Source organism: Planococcus lenghuensis, assembly GCF_001999905.1.
In the GTDB taxonomy this organism is placed as follows: Bacteria; Bacillota; Bacilli; order Bacillales_A; family Planococcaceae; genus Indiicoccus; species Indiicoccus lenghuensis.
On sequence record NZ_CP019641.1, the window covers coordinates 151,258 to 172,462 of the forward strand.

The following is a 21,205-nucleotide window of genomic DNA, read 5'->3' on the forward strand; positions in this document are numbered from 1 at the left end:
CTCGCTTTCTATTGAGTTAAGAATTTTTTTTGCTTATTGTCCGAGCGTGCTCAAGGACTTCTTTTCCTAATGACGTCATCATGTATAACCGCGTACGTCCATGTGTACTGAGCTCAATAAGACCGGCGCCTTCACAGCGCGCTGTATGGATGTCCAGGACATAGCGAGATGAAAGAAGTTCCTTTTCCTTGCCGGTCTGTTCAAGATAATACTCATTCGCTAACTTCCAAAGCATTTCTTTATTTAGCGGTTTCTCATACAAAGACAATGTGTATAGAAGTAGCCGGCTTTCATCAGACAGGTTTCGGTTCAGCATATCTATAAACTCTTTTGGATAGGGAGAACTCATTTCTTTTTGATTCACTTGTAACACCTCCTCACCTAAAAGTAATTCAAAAATTCGTAGAGACCTTGATATATTCACAGTATTACGGTAATAATTACGGTAGTTATTACGGTAATACTGCTGTTGTTCCCTACTATACTAACAGTTTCTAAGATTTGCAACCTCTAATCCATTGAAATACAAGGGTTTTTTATTGCGGTAATAATTACGGTAATAATTACGGTAATAAAGTGAATGTTTATTACAATAATCATTACGGTAATTACTACGGTAATTGCATGGCTACATCAATTGTCGAGTAAGTAGAGCAATATCTGAAAATTAATTGCGGATTTATCGGCATAAAAGGGCAAGTCATACTTCTGGATAGGCAATCACTGAAAGAACTGGTGTGCTTGTGGACTGAAAGTAAGACAAGAACGAAGGGAGGATGTGAAAACCTTATAGAGATGCATAGCAAGATGCACAGCACTTTTTCTGGCCATATAACTGGAGGATGCTTTTTAGGCGTAAAAGCTTCCAATGCATAGCCTGCTGAGACATTTACGTTTGGCTCAATTTCTCTAAATTGAGAAAGAAAGGATAGATTGACAAATATGTTTCTATATACACATTAACACGATATGCTCCAGTAAACATTTACATTAGTATTTTAATATAATAGTTTTACCGGATATGAGTGATGGCCAGCTTAATTGGGAGCTTATAGTGAAATGACCCTCCCTTACGCGCCCCCTAAATTCATCGGCAAAAGGGGGGCGCCTAGGGAGGGGGGTCCTCTGACACCCCCCTGAATCCATTGGTAGTAAAGGGTTTTCAGCTGAAATAGAAGCCCTACAATATCCTCTATAAAGAAGTCCTAATTGACCAAAATTCCCCCTGTTGACTGCTGTGTCTATTTTTGGCTATTTCGGAGTTCTTTTTTTGAGTTTTCGTAGGCTAAAATCCATGAAAGTTAGACGCCAGCAGCGGCTTTGTAAATTTGTATTTGTTATAGCCTAATCACTGTGTTAGACTTCGAATCAAGAACTACACAACTAAAAGCAAACCAGGAGCACCCTGTTTCGGAAAGAGTCCATTTGCGACTCTTCTTCGTCCAGGGTGTTTTTTTGTTTGAGAGGAGTGATCTTGAGTGGCAACAAAACACCTCTCTGCCGATAGCCGGTATCGAGGAATTGTTTTAACCGAGCGCGAACTTTCGTTGCTCTACTTCATCCATGAAGCGAAGGTGCTCAGTTCTGCTAATATCCATCTGTATTACGAAGCAGTATCCGACCCGGTACGAACACGCCGATCGATTACCAAGCGGTTGAAAAAATTCACGGACGCAGGCGTTCTCGTGCAAATGGATGATGGAGGAAGAGGGCATGGCAAGGGATTCAAACGCTATTTTTATCGTTTGGGGATGCGGGGCTTTGACCTTCTTTATGACGAAAAACGGATCTCGCAGAAGGAGTATCAGAAAGGGAAACTTTATAGCACCACTTACAAGCTGCCGTCAGCACATAATATCGCGCTATCCAGTCTAATTACGGAGTTGGCCATCAAACTGTATTTCACTGACAAGGACTTGTTTGGTAAGCCGATATTTTCAAAACGCGGGGAACGGCACCGCCTATTCCTAATTGAGACTGGAAAAGGGAGCCCTACACAAATCGTTCCTGATTGGGTCATTGAAACGGATGAACGAATTGTCTGTGTGGAAATGGATACAGGGACGCAGCCGCTCAACACACTGACCAGTAAATTCAGCCGTTACCGGAAAGTGGCGGAAGCGGGCGATAAACCCATTCACGTTCTTTTCGTTTGCGACAATGAGCGCACAGAGAGGGGAGGACCGAGATATCGGGAAAGACGGGTTGGCAACATCAAGGAACTGATGGCCCTCGACGTAAAGTGGCCGAAGAATCTACACATTAACGTAGCGGGCGGTGAGCGGGGCGGCGAAAATCTTTACCGTCTTGTCGAAGAGTTAGCGAGAGAGAGACTTGCCATTTTTGAAGATCCGCTCGCCGTAGCGAATCATTGGCTTCAACTTGCATCTAAGGCATCAAAGAATCATCACCCGATCGAATCCTTAAATAAGCAGGAACCAACTGTACTTCTTCACGCTCAGAATATTTCCATGCTCGTGGAAGTGAGAAAGAGTGCAACGTACAAAGTTCCATTTGCGGTGATTCCAGTCATGGAGGGGTCTGTCCGTGACCATCAGAAAGTCCGTAAGGCAATGGCGCAGATTTCTGAATGGAACCGGACAAACCCGTGGGATGAACCGATATCATTACTCCTGATTTATTCGGATTCGCTCGAAATGTCATTTGATGTACTGGGGATTGCCGATGACTGTCCGATCTATCTCACGAATCTTGAATACGCCGAGTTTGCAGCAGAGAATCCCGAAGATGGCTACCCGCCGCTTCAATACGTTAAAACACCTTATACAAGGGAGGTCAGTACCCTCTTATGAAAAAGTTCATAGCGAAACTGAAGGAGTTTACCAATGCCCACAAACACCGGCTACCGCTGCTAAGCGTGAACATCGGATTTTTGGTTATACTCGCATTTTCCATTACGTTCTGGCTGAATCTTTATCAGTTATTCAGTGCAGCAAGCTTCGGAAAAGGAAATGAGCTGCTTGATCAGCTACTCGGATCAGATTACTCCCTGTCCCCATTTTTCACGCTGATCTTCGCTTTCATCGCTTTCCGGATATTCGATGTGGCTACAAGAGTAAACTTCTACAAAAAGAAATGGCCACGGTTACTAAGTTTTCAAATGGTGATGATCGGTATTGTTGGAGCCGCATGCAACAGCGCAGTCGGCACCGTCTACTACATGGTCGTGCCTTTCTTGGAAGAGAAAGTGGCGAGCATCGGCGTACCGACTTCTTATATTGCAGTTTTTGCAACGGAGCAGTCAGGCATGCTGAGTTTTTCGCTGATGGGAATTCCGGTCATTGCCTTTGCCTTTTTGGGGCTGTTTCTGAAAAACGAGTACATGAACCACGAACTTGAACTGAAAGAAGCCTTCTTTGAACAGGAGATGAAGTCGAGATGGCACCAGCCATTTACTGACCTTCAAAAGACTGGCGATAAATGGCCGGACATCAAGCTAGGCCGGGACCTGAAGACAAAGGAAATGGTGACACTGCCAGGATTCGACCGGGCGCTGAACACGGTAATCGTCGGCGGTATCGGTACGGGTAAAACCGCTGCACTCGGTCTTCCGATCACAAACCAGGACCTGCACCATATGGCAGACTTCATCAACAACTACCCAAAGCTCCGGGAACGGCCTGACTTCCGCAACAAGAACGTATTTGGCAGACACCTGAACGGGATATCTGTTATTGAACCGTCCAATGACCTTTGCCAAAAGGTGCTACAACTTGCGAAAGCGCATGGCATTCCAGACGAACTCATCACCTATATCAATCCGCTTGATCAAAACACGCATAAGATCAATCCAATGCGCGGTCCGGTTGATAAGGTAGCGGAAGTGTTCACCCAAGTAATTGCTGGACTCAACAATTCACAGGCGGCCGGGAACTTCTTCTTCGAACAATCTCAGCGTAACCATTTGAAGCAGCACATTTATTTGCTGAAACTTCATGACCCGGAGAAAAATGTAACGCTCGACATGCTTTTGGATATGTACAAGAATCCGAATCTGGTACATAAAATGCATGTGCAACTTAAGAAATCCCTTCCGAGCAACATAGATGATATTGAAGATAACGAAGAGCGGATTCACTGGAAAATCATAAAAGGCGTCGATGAATGGTTTGATTTAACGATTCTCCCGCAACGAGAACGCTCTGGTCCTGGAATGAAGGATGTGTATACGCCTAACGGAGAGCAGCAGTTCTATGATGCAAAGGCGGAATATGTACAAGGGCTACGGAATATTCTTGATGACCTCGGAGCCAACCGTCTTGTGCGGCGGGTATTGTTTGGCGACAGCCATTTCGATTTTGATGAGCATCTTGCTAAAGGCGGGGTGCTGTTAGTCAATACTGCAAAGGGGGAACTGGTCGAGCTGGCAAATGTCCTCGGTAAAATCGTTCTGATGAATCTTCAGGCAGCGACATTCCGCCGAGAACCGGACATTTCACCATTCCATTCCATTATTGTCGATGAATCACCAGACTACTTCTACGAAGGATTCAGGGAGTTTCCTGTGCAATCCCGTAAATATAAAGTTATGCTCACACCGATTATGCAGACCATTTCTCAGCTGGCAGACAAATATGGTGAATTCTATATGAATACACTAATAGCCGGTCTTCGAAACCGCATGGTCTATGCCGATGTGCCACCATATGACGCTAAGTATTTCAGCGAGCTATTCGGTGAAAGTTTGCGTTTTGAAGAAGGTCAGTCCGAAATGAGTGTCTCTCCGCTTCAGCAAGATCCGGTGGCCCGCGGCGGCAGTTCGTACACCCGTGTCCGGGAACAGACGATGACGGCTGGAGACATCATGTTTCAGAAAGCATTCGTCGCTGCCGTCAAACTTGTTGTTAACAATGAGACACAACCCGTCCGTCAGATTTCCGCTAACTTTGTACCGGCAGAGGAGTTTGAGACTGCTACGGTACAAGTCGATCCGGAAGCATTGGATGTTCTGCTGAAAGACCGTAAGGCTGGGGAAATCATAATTAACGCTCCGAAGCCTTTGCCACTGATAGTTGATGGCGAAAATCAGCTATTGGACATGGAAGAGGATAAAAAGCGGGAAGAAGAGGAACTTCTCAATACCAATAATCAGCTTCCGATTATGCCTGTCGAAAACACTTCCCACCTGTATGCGCCGAGTGATCCGTATCCTCGGGGTAAGGAAAACGAGTCCAAGTTCTTCATCGACCAACGCGTGGGGGAACAAGCGCCTGCAGCATCATTTGTAGAAGTGGAGTTGCAGGAAATGTCGGAACGGCATCAAAAAGAGCAGGCATCACCTGCACAAAGGGCTGAAGGTGATCCGCTCCCGCCGCAAGAACCCAAATTGGCAAATGAAGAAGTTGCCGCGGTAATAGAAGCGGAACCTGTAAAGGCGCATCCTGAAAAATTTCCAACGGCAAAAAAATCCTTCATGGAGACCTTCAGTAAACCCTATGTACCGGGGGAAAGCGAAGCGGTTAGAGCAGAGGATGCTCACTATGAGGAAAGCCGTCCTTCTTTGGAGGAAAAGAAGCTATTCGATGAGATGATTCAGGAAGTAAACGGGAAAGAACAGGATAAAAAGTAAGAAAAACTAAAAAAAGACTTGCCAAATTTCCGGAATTAGGTCTAAACTAATAACAATTCAGAACTTCCACGAATTTCATACTAAACAGGGAGCACCCCTTTTCCGAAGTAGCGAAAGCTGCTTTTGAATTGGGGTGCTCTTTTTTGGCAAAGCGGGCAGGCTGGATAGATAACTAACAGGTATAAGAGACTCAGCACTCAAAGAATAACGAAAAAGAGAAGGAGAGGAAATCATGGTCGTAAAATCATGGTCGAATGATCACACATTAGAGGAACTGACAAAGGCGCACCGTACCCGTCAACTGATTACGGGGGTTATCCGGAGTATTAAAGAAATGCAACTTCCTGCACCGGCCGCTGATGGCAGCGTAAAAGTACAGAAGACCGATACGCTGGTTGTCGCGCTGCCAGGAGGTGTGACAGGATACTGTCCGTCCTTCGAGTTCCGGGAGCATAAATTCCGTAGCTATGCCCGATTTGTCGGTACAAAAGAGAGATTTGTCATTACCCGTCTGGATCTCGAGAACAAAGTGGCTTACCTATCAGGCTTAGAGGCTGATTCGCAACTTGCTGATGAGCTTTGGCAGGAACTATCTGAACGGGAAGCAGCTGGAACGCTCGCAGAAAAGGACTACCCAGCGATTGTGAATGGAATCAATGCAGCAAAAGGTATTATTCACCTTCGTTTCAGAGGCCAGGACGCGTTCATGTTCCGTTCCGAATGGTCATGGAATGACCGGGAAGCGATAGATGCAGATGTAGGGGAAACCATTTATGTGAAAATACTCAAAGTGGATACAGCGAATCGACTGGTGAAGGTTTCCCGGAAAGCCACATTGACGGACCCAATGGATTTCTTGAACCAGCTGAAGCAAAACGATATTATTGCCGGCCGAGTCACTGGTGTTTCTTCTTTGCATGGCATCTTCGTCGAAATTGAAAATGGCGTCGTATTGAAAGGTACTCTTCCACGGAGATTAGAAGACCCGGAAGAAGGCGATATCGTCACTTGCCGTGTGTCGAAAGTAGATGCCAAAAAACGGCGGGGGCGAGTCGTCATCATCGATTACCCACAAGGGAAACGAAAGAAAAAAGACGTGGGCTCGTTCTTATTCGAGGATTAAGTTATGGGTGAACCGAAAGGAGTCAATACCGCACCGCCAATCGAAGAATCAACCCAAGTGTTCCCGAAAGCGGACGGCACGATTTCCTACTGGGACCATCCCAGCTTTAAATCGGCTCACCACTTGCCGAACGGAAAATATCGCCCATTCCGTTCTTCGTTGCAGGCAAGGGAATGGTTAGAGCGATCGGGGCAATATGAGGAAATTGTGACTTTGCTCAAAGTCATCGGAGATGCGTTCTGTGTTAGCGAGGCGCAACTTAGACGATACATGCGGAAACTTCAGTCATTCTCGCAAACGAGCAAACTGCTGGAACAGCTACGGACAAATGATTTCGTGCAGCGCCACCAATGCTGGCTCATATTTAAGGAGGACGCCGGAGAGCGGAAACCTTCGAATCTGTTTGTGCTTGGAACTGCCGGCCACCTGTTCATCAAATCATCGTATCCCAGACAAGAATTCCAGAAACCTGACTACTGGCTGGAAAACAGCCTAGCTGCCCAACGATATGTAGCCGCAAATGAAATCCGGTGTACCGGTGTCGAAACGAAAAAAATCCGGCAGTGGGCATGGCATCCAGCAGTGGGCGGCCATCCGAATTACAAAAAACCGCTTGCTGTTCTGGAAACGAAAGAAAATGAGGTCACACCGGCTCTTCAATTGCTGATCGAGCGGGTACAGATGCGCCAGCCTTTCCTGGATTATCTCCGGAGACGGCTGAAGACCTATGAATACCTGCTTAATCGATACGGTCAGATTAAAGTCGAAGGATTCAGCAGGAAAGTAGCGCAAGCCGTCCTGATTCACGTTTCAAGTGTCAGCATGGCAGACTTTATCCAACAACAGCTCCGTCCACATGAATATTCCTATGATGTGATTTATATGATTGATGAATGGTTCGAAGAAACAAGGGAACTTGCTACTTCCGTTGCTGCCAGTCAGCCGGAGGGTGTCATTCGCATCAATTTCAGCGGGTTTTAATTGTGCTGATAAAAGTTTTTAAAATTCATTATAGGTCTGCTTGACTACTTATCCGCCCTATGGTAATTTGGAGATACCCTTTCTAAGAGTTTTTTTACCACTCTTGGAGAAGAATGGGGTTGGAGCGGAAACTCCAACTCCTTTCCTAATTTAGAATTTGCTACACACAGTTACATATATGAGACACCAAAGGGAGCACCCTAGTCTACCAGAAACGTTTCTAACGTTTCCCGTGGATTAGGGTGCTCTTTTTTTGTCAGAAAGTTGAGGTATCGACATTGCGCATTCTTTTGGCGATCGGTGAGAAACACTTATCTGAATTGTTGCGGCAGCATTTGACGCAGGCTTCATTCCAAGTGCTAAAAGACGAAGTGCTGCACCGGCAATTCCTAGATGAAACGATTGAAATTGAGCGACCGGATTTGCTGATCCTTCACGAAAGTCATTTGCCGGGGGAAGCGGAAACGCAGTCACCCCGGGAAGAAGGACTTTTGCGGTTGATTGAATCCTGGCGTCGGCGATACGACCGGAACCTTCGTGTCTGTATCATGTGTGAACGTGAACGGCATGATCCGTTTCTCAGCAAACTGGTTGCCCATGGCGTTTTTGATATTTTCAGCGATCGGCAGATTCCCATCATCCGCTTCATCGAGCAGCTGAGCCAGCCGCCTGTTTATGAGAACGTCTCCAAATACGGCATCGGTGAAATTGAAGCGGACGTGCTGAAAGAGGAAGAGACGGAACCGGAAACGGATGATCGGAAGAAGGAAGAGAAATGCTCCCAATTCAAACAGGTCTTTGACCGGTTGCCGAAAGCACCGCCGAAACTACAGATTCATGTTCACCGGCCAAGTATCGAAAAAGAGTCACTCGCCCTTATGCAGCGGCGCATCATATTGGTGGTGAGTCCACACCAGCGAACCGGAAGCACGTTCGTCTCCCATTTGCTCGCCCAGCAAATAGCGGAAACCGGCACGAACGTCCGGTATTTCGAAAATCCATTCAAGGAACCGTACTCCTATGACCGATTTGCCGGCCATTTGGAAGCACCGAATTATCACAGCTTCTACAATGAACTGCCGAATGATGCCGCCTATGGCAAAGCATATGAGCGGGACTGGAAGGTGGATGGGGTAAGCCTGCAGGTGTTGAATCCGAACCATGAGGAACTGGTGACAGAAGAAGAATTCTCTGCGACACGTTTCTTCCGGATGCTTTTGGCTTCCGGAGACATGCCTTATCTCATCTTGGATATCGGTTCGGACACACCAAAGACGGTCTATGACGAACTGGCGGAAATCGCAAATCAGATTCTGGTCGTATTCGACAATGACTTGGCGAAGAATGAAATATTCGAGCAGTACAAGCTGGAAAGGCGGTACAGCTGGATCCATAACATCATCCGTCAAGAAAAGACCGCCATTGTCATCAACCGCTATGTAAAAGGCGCTGAAAAACCGTTTCAACTAAAAAACTACATCGGGATTCCACCCTTTGAAGCCGGGTGGGTATTTCAAGCTCAGCTGGACGGTACAATCCAGTTCAGCTCAAAGGCGGGAAGGGAACAGCAGCAAGCAGCCGCAGCAGACCTTCTTGATTTAGTGCTTGACGAACAGACCCGAAAACTGGCCAGGAAAAACCGGAAACGGAACAAACGTTGGCTGACCAAACTCCAGCTGTCGATAAAGCCGGAGAGTGAACATGAAGTACAGAGCGAACAAGAGGAAGAGAGGATGGAAACGAATTGAAAACATTTTTACGACTATTGATGGTCGTCTTGCTCGTCGCGGCAGGCGTCGGATTCGTGTTTGCGTTTGAATTCTACATAAAGGATGAAATCGGCACCACGGAAGTGATCATCGCCAAAGAGACTATCGACTTTAAGGAACGCATAACCGCAAATAATATCGAGGTCATTCATGTTCGACAGGGAACGGAAGTGGAAAATGCTTATCCCAAAACACACTTTGAGAGCCTGATGGGGAAATACGCTTCCGTCAAAATCGAGAAAGGCGCCCAGCTCTATCCAGAACTGATCGACACCTATGATCTTGTGCCGGATGCTTCAAAGGGCGAGTTTGTGGCTCCAATACCGACCCACTGGCTTTTCGCGGTCCCGGGAAGCCTACGGCGCACCTTTGTCGCTGATATCTACGCCATCGGTACGGAAGACCAAAAAATCATTTCCAAACTGAAAGAAGATGCTGCCAAAGAAGCTGGTAAAGATCCGGAGGAAGTCGTAGTTGAACCAACTCCGACAAGTGAACCGATTCTCAAAAACCTGCGCATCACATCGGTTAAGGATTCCGGTAACCAGGAAGTCAAAGAGTCGGAAGAGACGAATGAAGCGACCGGGACGGTTGCGGCACTGGAATTCATCGGAACCGAGGAAATGCTGAATACGATGAAAGATTACACCAGCAAGGGCTTCAAGCTCTACGTGGTCTACAAATTTGAGCGGTCAGAGCAGCTGGCCGCCGAAACCGAAACAGCGAAGGCGGGTGAATCAAATGCTGAATAACACTGTCGTGACCTTCTTTTCCTCCAACGGAAACACAGGGCTCACGAACACCGTTTTCTCCGTGGGACAGGCAATTGCCAAACGGACGCACGCAAAAGTAGGTGTCCTTTGTCTGAGCGGTCTGGATGACAGCACTGACTACTTCACAGACCCGCCCGCTTACTTGGACACCCTGAAACCTCGTCTCGCGGGAAAAATGCTTGGCGACGATGCTGATTTTCTCAGTCGATTCAAGGAAGTGGAGGATGGCCAACTGTTCATCCTTGCCGGTAATTCCAGCCGGCGCCTTGATCGCGTCTATACCGTTTCTGAAATTGGGTACCTGATTGAACGGGCAAAGGAAGTCTTCGATATCGTACTGATTGATGCCGGCTCCCAACTGGATAACGCACAAAGCGTCCAAGCCATCTATGCGGCAGACTTCCGCTACGCGGTCCTGACACAGCAGCCAAAATCGATTAAACGCTACCTGCAATTGCAAGGCGACATTCTATCTGCCCTATCAATCAAAAGAGAACACGTCACATTCATCCTGAACCAATATCAGGAGAAAGCGACCCTGATGTCTGAAAAGCAAATCGCAAAAGAAGTCGATGTTCCGGAAATGTTCACCCTCCCTTATACCGACCATGGCGTGATCAGCGAAATTGAGAACCGAATCCTCTATGCCTATCAGCAACCGAAATACCAGGATGCCGTGAATCAATTAGCAGATTCCATTGCTCGCAGTGTCGCCTTGGTGTTCAAGGATATGGAATCCGGCAAACGGGGTATCGGCCGACTGTTCGGTAAGAAAACAGGTTAACTGAAACGAGGTGAAACGATATGACCACAATTATTCGTGAAGAAGAACAAGAGGAACAAAGCCGCTTCCCTATTGGTATTCAGGAACGGCTCTCCGGTGAATTTGACCTGAATCAGTTCCTTGTGGAAAAAGGCGGCGAGAAAAACCGGCTCCGGCTGCAGAACGAATCACCTTCACAGTCACGGGCAAATCACAATGATTTCCAGGGGCTGAAAGAAAGTGTCCAAAACTTTTTCCATGAGAAGATCCAGGACCAGAACATCACAGAGGAAGAACGGGATGAACGCCTGCGGATTCAGCACAGCGCGACAATCGGTGACGCAGAAGCGATGAACATGCTGGTAGATGAGATTACGACGTATCTACGCAATTCCTCACTGCAGAACATTCCGTACGATCCGATGTTCGATTCACTGGCACATGCGCTTTTTGAACACATTTTCCGTTTTAAGAACTTTTATAAGTGGCAGCTCCATCCGGAATCGCCATCCGCAAAGATTTCAGGGAAGGAAATCTGGTTTAAGATTAACGGTCAATTCGTGAAGCAGGAAGAGGAATTCGAGAGCGTTAAAGAAGTTGAGCAGCTGATCCGACTACTGCAGCAGAGCAACAAGAATTTCACCATTAACGAACAACATCCGCAAGGGGAGCTGGACTTGGAGGATGGGACACGGGTCACACTGACCATCCCGCCCCGTACGCTGTACCCGACGATTGTATTCAGACGGTTCATCGTCAACCAGTTCAGCTTTGAGGAACAGGCAAGCCGAGGAACCATCCATCCGAACGATGTGCCGCTCTTTCAGACACTTGCAAAAGTCAGACGAAATACGGTAATCGCCGGTGCAGTGGAGTCAGGGAAATCAACCATGCTGAAAACCTTCTATGCCGAGCGGCCGAGTGGTCTTGTGGCATTGATGATTGAAGAGCATCCCGAAACCTTCCTGAAAAGGGACTTTCCGGATCGGCTCGTACATGAATTCTCCATCAAGGACGGAGACATTCAACGGGTATTGCGGACGGTTCTGCGATTTGACCACGATTACGTCATCATGCAGGAAGTCCGGGGAGTGGAAGCGGATGCAGCCATGGACGGTGCGAGCCGTGGAGCAAATGGTCTTCTGATGACCTATCATGTCACCGAGCCAAGCAAGGTATGTGAACAGCTCGCCCAGCATGTGCTCGATGCCTATCCGAATCGCCGGTATATCAATGAAGTGCGGCGGGTGTCACAGACACTGGAACTCGGCGTGACGATGAAAACATTCCCCGGCAACAAGAAGCGGGTAACCAGTGTTTTTGAAGTCAACTATGATTATGACACCGATCGCGCCTGGATTTCCTATCTGATCCGCTTCAACCCGATTGTAGGGAAGTGGGAATACAATGACCACATTTCTGAGAAGTTTCAGGAACAGCTGCTGGAAATCGGAAAGGAAGAACATGATTCCTTCTGCCAGCTGTTAAGTGAGCGCACAGCCGCTTCCCCACTTTCAACCGAAGCGGTCCAACCCATTTTGTTCAAAGATGCGGGGGAAGGCGAATGATTCTGTTCGCGGAAGTGCTGTTCAAAGTCATCGGTTATCTGCTGGTCTTTGTCGGTTTGTGGAAAGCGGCATGGCCGTTCCTACGGGACGCACGACGCTTTCGGCTAAGAAAGAACCGCATCCGGAAAATACAGCGGAAAGGCCAGGCGGAAGTTTATCGGAGGAAAGAACGGCCACTGTTCGTTCATATCCGGAAACTGGTTTACGCACTTTCGAAAAAAGACGCTGATCAGCGGCTCTCGTACTTTTACGGCATGACCCTCGGCTCCTTCATCGTCACGATGACGACACTGGTGCTGTTGCTGAAGTCCTTCATGCTGCCGTTGCTTGTCGCAGTCACGGTCGCATCCTTACCGTATATCCTGCTCCGGTTCCGATTGGCAAATCTGCGGATTGAGGCATCCATCGCACTGATGAAGGAATTCCACTTGATTCTGCAAAGTTATCAGCAGAACAAGGACGTATATCACACACTGATGGCCGTATCGCCTGAACTGCGGGATAAATGGCTACGGAACGCCTTTCAGCGGTTACTTTCCAGTATGCAGAAAGACCGGTCAGATGAAGCGTTCGTTGAAGCGGTACAGCTGTTGTCCTTTACGGTTGGTTCTTCTTTCGCCGCTCGGCTCGCCAATCTGCTGATTAAGTCGTACCGGGAGCAGGTGGACATTTCAGAAGCCTTGTTCGATCTGCATATGGATCTGCAGAAACGGGAGAAGGATATGGCCGCCATGAAAACCAAACGGATGGAAACCATCGTTCTCGGTTTCCTCCCGATCGTGATTCTTCCGATTTTTGTGGTGATGGCTTACCGGATGTCGATGCAGTATTCCATGAGCTACATGCTCGATAATTCCAATGCACTTGCCACGCTTGTTCTAGCGTTTGTGCTGTCGGTGCTCAGTGCGCTGTTCGCATTCCTGTTCAGTAAACCGAAAGCCGACTTTTAAAACCAAATCATTTAAGGAGGTGGTGCGATGAGTGCGTATGGTTTGCTCCTCATCCAGTATGGCGTCTTCACAGTAATTTTGGCACTCGCTACGGGATTCGCTTATTCGGCCTTATGGACGACGGATGAACGTGTTTTCCTGCGGAACCGAATGATGCGCACATGGACCAATCAATCGAAAGCCCTTCAGGTAAAGGCGAAAGAATCCGAAGTGACGCTTCTCTTCAAGCAAGCTGGGTACAGCTGGATGACCAGTATCCGGTGGATGTTAATTCGGACGGGCGTCCTGGTGATCGGTGTTGCTTATCTGATGACCACGCAGTCCATGTCTACAACTTTGCTTTTTGTGGGCGTCTGGCTTATCGCAACGGAACCGGTACTCAAATTTTCCATGATCCGTTTGCTATTGAAGTTTCAGACGGAAGCGGTCAGACGCAAGAAGGAATCCGAGCTGTTCAGCCTGTTTGCACTGATCAAGACAGACCTGATGGCGAATCGGTCGGACCAGATTAACGTGTATCACCTGATCCGGGAGACATTGCCGTACTTTTCATCGATTAAGCCGGTTTTGTTCGCTTTCCTGGAAAAATGGTCGGAATCTCCGGAAGAAGCCGGAAAAGTGTTCGAAAAAGAGCTCGGGAGCGATACCGCCCAATTCGTCGGTGATACATTGGCACAGCTACATAAGCTTCCCCGACAGAAAGCAATTCAGCTTCTATCCGAGCAAGGTAAGGTTTTTGTGTACAAGCGTTCGGAACTTGCGATGCAGCAAGCAGAGATGCAGCGAAACTTTTTCTTCATCTTCTTCTTCCTCGCTGGATTCGGCGTCATTCTATGGTTCATGTGGTTCGCGTACTCAATGAGCATGAGTTCGATGAACTTCTGATAAAAAATAAAAAAACACATTGGAGGAACTTTCAAATGGATAAATTAATGGCAATCGTCGTTTCAATCGTAGCTGTCGTCGCAATCGCATCGGTCATTCTCTTCAACGGCCTTCTGCCGGCAATGGATGCTAAAACAGACGCATTCCAGACGCAAATGACCAACTCCAACTACACAGGTAACTAAGTTGCTTTTGAATTAGCACTGGCCGCGGTCGAAACAAAAAACTCAATAATCAGGGGGATAACAATCAAATGGATAAATTAATGGCAATCGTCGTCTCAATCGTAGCAGTCGTCGCAATCGCATCGGTCATTCTCTTCAACGGTCTTCTGCCAGCAATGGATACGAAGACAGACACGTTCCAGACGCAAATGACGAACTCGAATTACACGGGTAACTAATCTACTCTATGTGTTCCGGACAGAAAGGGGGAGGGCGTCAAACGCCTTTCCCGCTTTCTGATTTTATGTAGAAAGGAAAAATGCAATGGCTCAACTAGTCGCAACAGTTCTTACCCTCCCGCTTATTTTATGGACGGTCTTTCAGCCAATCATGTACCACAATGCTTCCATGACACAGGAAACCGTGAAATTCGCCATTTATGAAATCAGCAAAGAAGCGGCGATGCAAGGACAATTTAACACCGATCTATACGCCGAATTCAAAGACCTGCTTGTACAGAATCATGGTTATAACCCCGATTGCATTCAAATCACCGGTACGGAGACTTTGACGAACCGCGGTGGGGAACTCGCAGTGGAAGTAACCGTACCCAAACCGGTATTAAGTCCGTGGGATGCCGTATCCGTCAGCAGCTGCTCGCGTCCTGACAGCTACACGCCTTATACCATCAAGCAAGTCATCAAGAGTGAATACATTCCTTAAGGAAGGAGATTTTTATGGCAGTCATATTGCGGATGGTACTGATCGCTTTTGTCGCTGTTACTGGAATGGTCATGAATCAAGACCTGACCACGCGGGCTCAAACACTCCATTATCTGAAAGAAGATTTGGAGATAGCAGTCCACGATGCAGCGCTGGAAGTAGACGCATCTGAATTCTCAAATCAGCGGATAGTCTTCGACCAGGCAAGAGCGATGACTACCCTGCGCACGAGCTTTGAAGCCAATTCCCGTCTATCCTCGACTGAATATGAAATCGTTGATGTTCAGTTTTTCGATCATTCAACGGTACCGGCGTTTCCGGTTACATACACAGCTGCCGGTACGACATTCGATGATGTTTTTACAGGGCCCACTGTCGTGGCACTTATCAAAACCTCCTCAAATGCATACTTTACAGATAATAGTGCGAATTCCTATACGCAAGTCGCCAGCTACAGTTATCGGGAGAATACGAGAGCTGCGCCTATCATACCCGGTGAAATCATCGGTACGCCAAATTCTCAAGGATTCGTCTGGCCGGTTCCTTACACCACAAATGTGACTTCTCCTTTTGGGTACCGGACGCACCCAATCACTGGCGACTATACTCTCCATACAGGAACAGACATAACGGCGGCAGGAGCAGAAAACACCCCGATTGTCGCGGCAAAATCTGGCACGGTCATTTTTACAGGAGCGCTTGGTTCCTACGGCAATCTGGTTGTCATTGATCACGGGAGCGGCATCGAGACCCGATATGCCCATCTAAATGCGATTCAGACGGCAGTAGGAGCATCAGTCAGTGCGGGCCAAGTCATAGGGCTAATGGGGAACACGGGCGGAAGTACAGGTGCGCATCTGCACTTTGAGATTCGATATGGAGGAACACCGTATGATCCAATGCAATTCTACTAAGCTTGAACATAGCCAACGAGCAGACAGTAAAATAAATTATGTAAAATGTTTTAAAATATTCCATTCAAAGCTCGCTTTCCTGCAACTTACCCTGTACAATATAGGTATAAATACCTATGTATTTCTATAAGGGAGTTTTCAAATCCAAGAGGTAAGAAAGGGAGAGGGTTAAAATGAGTAAAAAATTTAAGAGTGGATTGGCGGCAATGGTTCTGACACTAGCAGGATTAGGGATTGCTCCTGCTGTCTCGGCAAATGAAACTTGTGCAATGACAATTGATGCCAATAAGCACACTTTCAGCAATAAGGCGCCTGCATCGGGTGTCTGTGCCGGGTGGGTCGGTGGTTATTATGTACCTGATATGAAACAGTTTAATTTTACTGGATCCAAAACTGCAAATGTTGCCTATAGCGGTGAAGTATTTACTTTTTATTTGCCTGATGTAGCAGGAGAAGTAGTCATGACGGTTTACACAGTACTACCTGCAGCACCAGCGCCGAAGCCGGAACCCGCTCCTGCACCAGCGCCAGAACCGGCTCCTGCACCAACACCTAATCCGAAGCCAGAACCAGCGCCAGAACCGGCTCCTGCACCAACACCTGATCCGAAGCCAGAACCGGCTCCTGCACCAGCACCAGCGCCGAAGCCGGAACCGACTCCTGCACCAGAACCAAAACCGGCGCCAGTGTCAGCACCTGCACCAGCACCGAAGCCGAAATCGGCTCCTGTCCCGGCTCCTGAAGTGAAGAATGATACTAAGAAGGGGACAACCCCAGCAGAAAGTAAGAAAACAGAAACCACAACAGTAGCGGTTACTGATAAAGAAAATAAAGTGGATGATATCGAAGGCGAGAAGGCCGAGGACGATAAGGAGCCGGCGACGGAGCCGAAAGAAGGCTCGGAAACTCCGCTCGAAGAAGAGCCTAAAGCTGATGACACAGAAGTCAAAGTGATAGATACGGCCGCTAAAGTTAGCCCAAAAACATCGGAAAAGGAATTTGATTATGCTGATATCGGTTATCTAATCTTGACACTCTTGCTGATCGGAGGTTTAGGATTTGGCGGATATAAACTTTATAAAAATCAGAAACAGTAAGCGGGGTGGCGTCACATGAATAGGATGCGACTGCCTTTCCTCCTGCTGCTGGCGCTAATCATCTTTCTCACATTGGGGCGAAATCCAACAGAAGTAGAAGCAGCCGGCTCGCCTTATGATGTTGAAAGCAGTGTGAAATCCGGCTGGAAAAACACCTATGGCGGCAAAGGCTACTTGATGGAATCCGGAAGGCAATTAATTTACGACATTTATTCCCATAAGTACACGTCGGGCGGTTATAACATCGCTTATAAAGATTTCGGGAATGGATATCAGCCATATGTTCGGTTCCAGGGATGGTCCATAATATTTGGTCACAAACGCCATACCTCCACCAATCATGAGACCTATATTACCGCTGTGAATACTGCTAATCCCGCAGAAGTGAAAATATACGGCACAATGCCTTACGGCAACTTATCAGCCAGTGAAGACCTGGAATACAATAAGAGTGCCTCAACATCAACATCGGTTTATAACGAGTGTTATTATACAGCCACAAACAGATCTAACGTAGACTGTAATATGACATATTCGAATGTCGGTTTTGATGCGTGGTTGCCGATTAATGAACTTTACCCTGATCAAACTGTAAGTAAAAAATGGAAATTGTACATTATGAAACGAGTAGATTCCCATATCGTTTATACTGAGTTGAATCTTCCGTTTGAATTTAGTGATTTAAAGATGGAAGGCGGAACAATCAATCTCAGTAGCGGTATTGAGGCAAAAAACCTTGTCATGAATTCTTACCCAGTAATTCGTCGTTCCTATGCGAGAAGTTCTCAGTCGGGTTATACAATGGGGTATTTTTCGCAAGGGGGCTCATATCGCTCTGTCAGTTCTGAAGAAACTGGAACAGTCGTTTGGTTTGGAGTTAGCAGTCCTCATGACGGCGGAGCAACTCGCTATGCAGCTTCGGCTTATTGGACTTTTGGTGGCGATCAGGCGGTATTGAGTTTTACTCCCAATGCCCCGCCAACTCATAAAGCGAATAGCATGTCCGCTACTTACCTGAATGGCAACGATTATTGGGTCCAGCCAGGGACAGACGTAAACATATATTTGAAACAGTATGACCTGGAAGGGGACAATTCAAGGCAATATTTGAGGCTTTACGGCAGCGGTGAGGATGTGAGACGGCAGCATCGCTTCAATGAAAGCTCCTTATACAACCATTACGAGGTCTTTGCCAATACTTCTAACGTTGCAATCAATTCGGCATATCGTTTAGAGAACACGCAATATGGCAGTGTAAGATGGAACGCAACCCCTTATACCCATGGCCATAACTACAGTGTCTTGTATTACTACGCGGACGCATTTGGAAACACGGTCGGCTATGGGGATACGGGTATGAACTTACGAGTTGACGGAGTCGCCCCAACAAATATCAGTGACACCATATCCGGTGCTCGTCATGTGACCGGCAGTACGTACTGGGCGCAATCAGAAGACTTGCTGACAGTCAATATCCGGCAGCATGATTCGGATTCGGGAAACAATGCCGTATGGCTGCGTACTCTAAACAACAGTACGGATAACCGGACTTGGGCTTCTGGCATCGTCACCCGGAACACGCACAATTTCCATAATGCATCCACTGCGCTCTCAACCGAAATCAGTAATGCGAACTTCACTGTAAATTCGGTAACCCGGACAGAAAGCACAGCTTACGGAACAACGTCGTGGAAAGTAACACCGCGCGCCCATGACAGCATTTTTAATGTCCAGACTTACTTCAGGGACAATGTGGATAATGAATCCGGGACGTACTTCAATATCGGCGCCATCCGAGTGGATGATGTGAATCCGGTTGTCGCGTACCGAAACACAGCGGATACAGCGAATTTCACATCAAACAGTCCGGATAACGCCACGAACGTATCGGTCCGACTGAAATTCTCGGATGCGGATTCCGGCTATCAGCGTTCTCGCTATGGTTGGTCAACTTCCTCGACAACCGGCCCGACTTCATGGTCTGCCTGGACAACGGATGCGGACTATACCGTAAAGCAGAACAATCCGGGCGGCTATTATTTGTGGGTACAAGCATATGACAATACGGACAATCTCGTGACAACGAAGCAGGGTCCGTTTTACGCTTACATGAACCAGCCACCGACAGCGGGGATTACGCACAGTCCTGCGACAGTTTACAATAATACGAACGTCACGCTTTACAGCAATGCGAGCGATCCGGACGGAGATGCCCTGACTTATCAGTGGGCGTATCAAGCTCCAGGGACGACAACATGGGTGAACTTCTCGACAGCTGCTAATCCTTCAAGAGTATTTAATGAGAAAGGGCAGTGGGATTTCCGCCTGACGGTTTCGGATGGACTTGAAGCGGTTTATGATTATCACACCTTCAATGTAGTGAACCGGCCGCCAGCAGGAAATATTTCTTACAGTCCAACGCCGGTCTATAACGATACCACGATTCAGTTCTACAGCAATTCGAGCGATCAGGACGGAGACGGCCTCACCTATCAGTGGGCGTATCAGACGCCGGGTTCTACGTCTTGGGTGAATTTCTCGACTGCTGCGAATCCGACACGGGTGTTCAATCAGAAAGGCACATGGAATGTGCGACTCGTTGTGTCCGATGGCATTACATCGATTACGGATATACAGGCGGTTCCAGTGGTCAACCGAGCACCGCTCGCAAGCTTCACTTGGAATCCATCTACCGTCTACAATGACACAACTGTCACATTTACAAACGGCTCGAGTGATGCGGACAGGGACGGCCTCACCTATCAGTGGGCGTATCAAGCCCCTGGTTCGACAACGTGGGTCAACTTCTCAACTGCTTTGAATCCTGCTAGGATCTTTAATCAGCAGGGGAATTGGACTATCCGTCTAATCACTTCTGATGGAACTGCAACGGATACGGAAATCAAAACGCTAGTGATCAGCAACCGAGCACCGGTCTCCGATTTCACTTGGAGCCCTTCGTCGATTTACACGGATATGACCGTCACTTTCACGAACCGGACAACAGATGCAGATGGAGATCCACTGACGTATCAGTGGGCATATCAGAAGCCGGGAACAACAACCTGGACGGATTTCTCGACTGGCCAGCATCCAAGCTCGATATTTGATGAAAAAGGCACATGGCAAATTCTTCTCACCACGTTAGATGGACGAACGACACACACAGCCACAAAGCCGCTGACCGTCCTCAATACGCCGCCGCAAGTGACACTCACTTATGCGCCGACAACTCTGTATGAGGGCGATACGGTTACGTTGACTGCAGTTCCGACCGATATTGACGGGGATGCGATGACGGTCATCTTAGAAGAAAGCATAAACGGTATATGGACCGAGCTGAAGCGACAGACAGGTGTGACGAGCAGTCAAAACGTCACCCATTCGTTCATCGTAACGCCCCGGCAGTATACCATCCGCGTTCGGGCAATCGACCCGGATAATGGAGTGGCCACTCAGCAAGTGACCTTCACGCCAACAGCGTTGGAGATCAAAGGCTTTGTAAACCATACACCTGAATGGCAGGCCGTCCATGATGAAGCAGGACACGAAAAAAATCAGTTCTGCGCGGGTGAAATTTTCCTGACAGAAGCACTGGTCACGGATTATCCGATCGATTCCGTTACCGTCACTTTCAGCGGAAAGCAGATCGATGGGCAGGAATTGATTCTGCGGCAGAACATGGCTGCCGCTCATCCGAAATATACTGCAACCGTCCATGATGACCGAATGGGAGATCCGGAAACGCATCTGCAGGAAGGGCTTGTCTACTTCCTCTTCACAGCGAAATGGTCGAATGGAGCGACGAAAGACGTTCTAGTCGGCGTGAATATCGTTGATACCATGTACGGAAGTTACGATTTCTACCGGTCAAACTAAAAAAGCACCCCTCGGGGTGTTTTTTT

Annotated in this window: 17 protein-coding genes; 16 read left to right on the top strand and 1 reads right to left on the bottom strand. The window is 47.7% G+C overall.

The window, feature by feature from the left end:
* Nucleotides 1-16: 16 nt before the first annotated feature.
* Complete coding sequence (locus B0X71_RS19355) at nucleotides 17-364, bottom strand: hypothetical protein (RefSeq protein ID WP_077591204.1); 348 nt, start codon at nucleotides 362-364, stop codon at nucleotides 17-19.
* A gap of 1,114 nt (nucleotides 365-1,478) precedes the next feature.
* Between B0X71_RS19355 and B0X71_RS19360 the strand changes: the two genes are divergently transcribed.
* The 16 genes from B0X71_RS19360 to B0X71_RS19425 all read left to right on the top strand — a co-directional run bounded on the left by B0X71_RS19360 (nucleotide 1,479) and on the right by B0X71_RS19425 (nucleotide 21,179).
* Entirely contained in the window at nucleotides 1,479-2,813 is a 1,335-nt protein-coding gene (locus B0X71_RS19360; RefSeq protein ID WP_077591205.1) for a replication-relaxation family protein, read from the top strand.
* Nucleotides 2,810-5,590, top strand: a complete 2,781-nt coding sequence (locus tag B0X71_RS19365; protein WP_077591206.1) for a type IV secretory system conjugative DNA transfer family protein — start codon at nucleotides 2,810-2,812, stop codon at nucleotides 5,588-5,590. Before B0X71_RS19360 ends, B0X71_RS19365 begins: the two co-directional genes overlap by 4 nt.
* 232 nt (nucleotides 5,591-5,822) lie before the next feature.
* Nucleotides 5,823-6,713, top strand: a complete 891-nt coding sequence (locus B0X71_RS19370) for a hypothetical protein (RefSeq protein ID WP_077591207.1) — start codon at nucleotides 5,823-5,825, stop codon at nucleotides 6,711-6,713.
* Nucleotides 6,714-6,716: 3 nt separating this feature from the next.
* Nucleotides 6,717-7,694 (top strand): hypothetical protein, encoded by a 978-nt coding sequence (locus B0X71_RS19375; protein ID WP_077591208.1) that lies wholly within the window; start codon nucleotides 6,717-6,719, stop codon nucleotides 7,692-7,694.
* A 278-nt stretch (nucleotides 7,695-7,972) separates the two neighbouring features.
* Entirely contained in the window at nucleotides 7,973-9,442 is a 1,470-nt protein-coding gene (locus B0X71_RS19380) for a hypothetical protein (RefSeq protein ID WP_077591209.1), read from the top strand.
* Nucleotides 9,439-10,215 (top strand): SAF domain-containing protein, encoded by a 777-nt coding sequence (locus tag B0X71_RS19385; RefSeq protein WP_077591210.1) that lies wholly within the window; start codon nucleotides 9,439-9,441, stop codon nucleotides 10,213-10,215. The genes B0X71_RS19380 and B0X71_RS19385 overlap by 4 nt, the downstream gene beginning before the upstream one ends.
* Complete coding sequence (locus B0X71_RS19390; RefSeq protein ID WP_077591211.1) at nucleotides 10,205-11,020, top strand: P-loop NTPase family protein; 816 nt, start codon at nucleotides 10,205-10,207, stop codon at nucleotides 11,018-11,020. The genes B0X71_RS19385 and B0X71_RS19390 overlap by 11 nt, the downstream gene beginning before the upstream one ends.
* 20 nt (nucleotides 11,021-11,040) lie before the next feature.
* Nucleotides 11,041-12,567, top strand: a complete 1,527-nt coding sequence (locus B0X71_RS19395) for an ATPase, T2SS/T4P/T4SS family (RefSeq protein ID WP_077591212.1) — start codon at nucleotides 11,041-11,043, stop codon at nucleotides 12,565-12,567.
* The gene (locus B0X71_RS19400) at nucleotides 12,564-13,517 is read left to right on the top strand and encodes a type II secretion system F family protein (RefSeq protein ID WP_077591213.1); all 954 of its coding nucleotides are present in this window, start codon (nucleotides 12,564-12,566) and stop codon (nucleotides 13,515-13,517) included. Before B0X71_RS19395 ends, B0X71_RS19400 begins: the two co-directional genes overlap by 4 nt.
* 27 nt (nucleotides 13,518-13,544) lie before the next feature.
* Nucleotides 13,545-14,402 (top strand): hypothetical protein, encoded by an 858-nt coding sequence (locus B0X71_RS19405; protein ID WP_077591214.1) that lies wholly within the window; start codon nucleotides 13,545-13,547, stop codon nucleotides 14,400-14,402.
* A 35-nt stretch (nucleotides 14,403-14,437) separates the two neighbouring features.
* On the top strand, nucleotides 14,438-14,587 hold the full coding sequence (locus B0X71_RS21135) for a hypothetical protein (protein WP_156889985.1): 150 nt from the start codon (nucleotides 14,438-14,440) through the stop codon (nucleotides 14,585-14,587).
* 68 nt (nucleotides 14,588-14,655) lie between these two features.
* The gene (locus tag B0X71_RS21140) at nucleotides 14,656-14,805 is read left to right on the top strand and encodes a hypothetical protein (RefSeq protein WP_156889986.1); all 150 of its coding nucleotides are present in this window, start codon (nucleotides 14,656-14,658) and stop codon (nucleotides 14,803-14,805) included.
* 85 nt (nucleotides 14,806-14,890) lie between these two features.
* On the top strand, nucleotides 14,891-15,289 hold the full coding sequence (locus B0X71_RS19410) for a hypothetical protein (protein ID WP_077591215.1): 399 nt from the start codon (nucleotides 14,891-14,893) through the stop codon (nucleotides 15,287-15,289).
* Nucleotides 15,290-15,303: 14 nt separating this feature from the next.
* Entirely contained in the window at nucleotides 15,304-16,203 is a 900-nt protein-coding gene (locus B0X71_RS19415; RefSeq protein WP_077591216.1) for a M23 family metallopeptidase, read from the top strand.
* 173 nt (nucleotides 16,204-16,376) lie between these two features.
* Complete coding sequence (locus B0X71_RS21295; protein WP_198038755.1) at nucleotides 16,377-17,300, top strand: hypothetical protein; 924 nt, start codon at nucleotides 16,377-16,379, stop codon at nucleotides 17,298-17,300.
* 15 nt (nucleotides 17,301-17,315) lie between these two features.
* On the top strand, nucleotides 17,316-21,179 hold the full coding sequence (locus tag B0X71_RS19425) for a hypothetical protein (protein ID WP_156889987.1): 3,864 nt from the start codon (nucleotides 17,316-17,318) through the stop codon (nucleotides 21,177-21,179).
* The last annotated feature ends 26 nt before the right edge of the window (nucleotides 21,180-21,205 follow it).

What these genes read in the sequence shown, in the direction of transcription:
- B0X71_RS21140 (WP_156889986.1), top strand. Translation starts at nt 14,656, where the DNA reads ATGGATAAATTAATGGCAATCGTCGTCTCAATCGTAGCAGTCGTCGCA.
- B0X71_RS19410 (WP_077591215.1), top strand. Translation starts at nt 14,891, where the DNA reads ATGGCTCAACTAGTCGCAACAGTTCTTACCCTCCCGCTTATTTTATGG.
- B0X71_RS19375 (WP_077591208.1), top strand. Translation starts at nt 6,717, where the DNA reads ATGGGTGAACCGAAAGGAGTCAATACCGCACCGCCAATCGAAGAATCA.
- B0X71_RS19365 (WP_077591206.1), top strand. Translation starts at nt 2,810, where the DNA reads ATGAAAAAGTTCATAGCGAAACTGAAGGAGTTTACCAATGCCCACAAA.
- B0X71_RS19405 (WP_077591214.1), top strand. Translation starts at nt 13,545, where the DNA reads ATGAGTGCGTATGGTTTGCTCCTCATCCAGTATGGCGTCTTCACAGTA.
- B0X71_RS21135 (WP_156889985.1), top strand. Translation starts at nt 14,438, where the DNA reads ATGGATAAATTAATGGCAATCGTCGTTTCAATCGTAGCTGTCGTCGCA.
- B0X71_RS19415 (WP_077591216.1), top strand. Translation starts at nt 15,304, where the DNA reads ATGGCAGTCATATTGCGGATGGTACTGATCGCTTTTGTCGCTGTTACT.
- B0X71_RS19370 (WP_077591207.1), top strand. Translation starts at nt 5,823, where the DNA reads ATGGTCGTAAAATCATGGTCGAATGATCACACATTAGAGGAACTGACA.
- B0X71_RS19390 (WP_077591211.1), top strand. Translation starts at nt 10,205, where the DNA reads ATGCTGAATAACACTGTCGTGACCTTCTTTTCCTCCAACGGAAACACA.
- B0X71_RS19425 (WP_156889987.1), top strand. Translation starts at nt 17,316, where the DNA reads ATGAATAGGATGCGACTGCCTTTCCTCCTGCTGCTGGCGCTAATCATC.
- B0X71_RS21295 (WP_198038755.1), top strand. Translation starts at nt 16,377, where the DNA reads ATGAGTAAAAAATTTAAGAGTGGATTGGCGGCAATGGTTCTGACACTA.
- B0X71_RS19395 (WP_077591212.1), top strand. Translation starts at nt 11,041, where the DNA reads ATGACCACAATTATTCGTGAAGAAGAACAAGAGGAACAAAGCCGCTTC.
- B0X71_RS19400 (WP_077591213.1), top strand. Translation starts at nt 12,564, where the DNA reads ATGATTCTGTTCGCGGAAGTGCTGTTCAAAGTCATCGGTTATCTGCTG.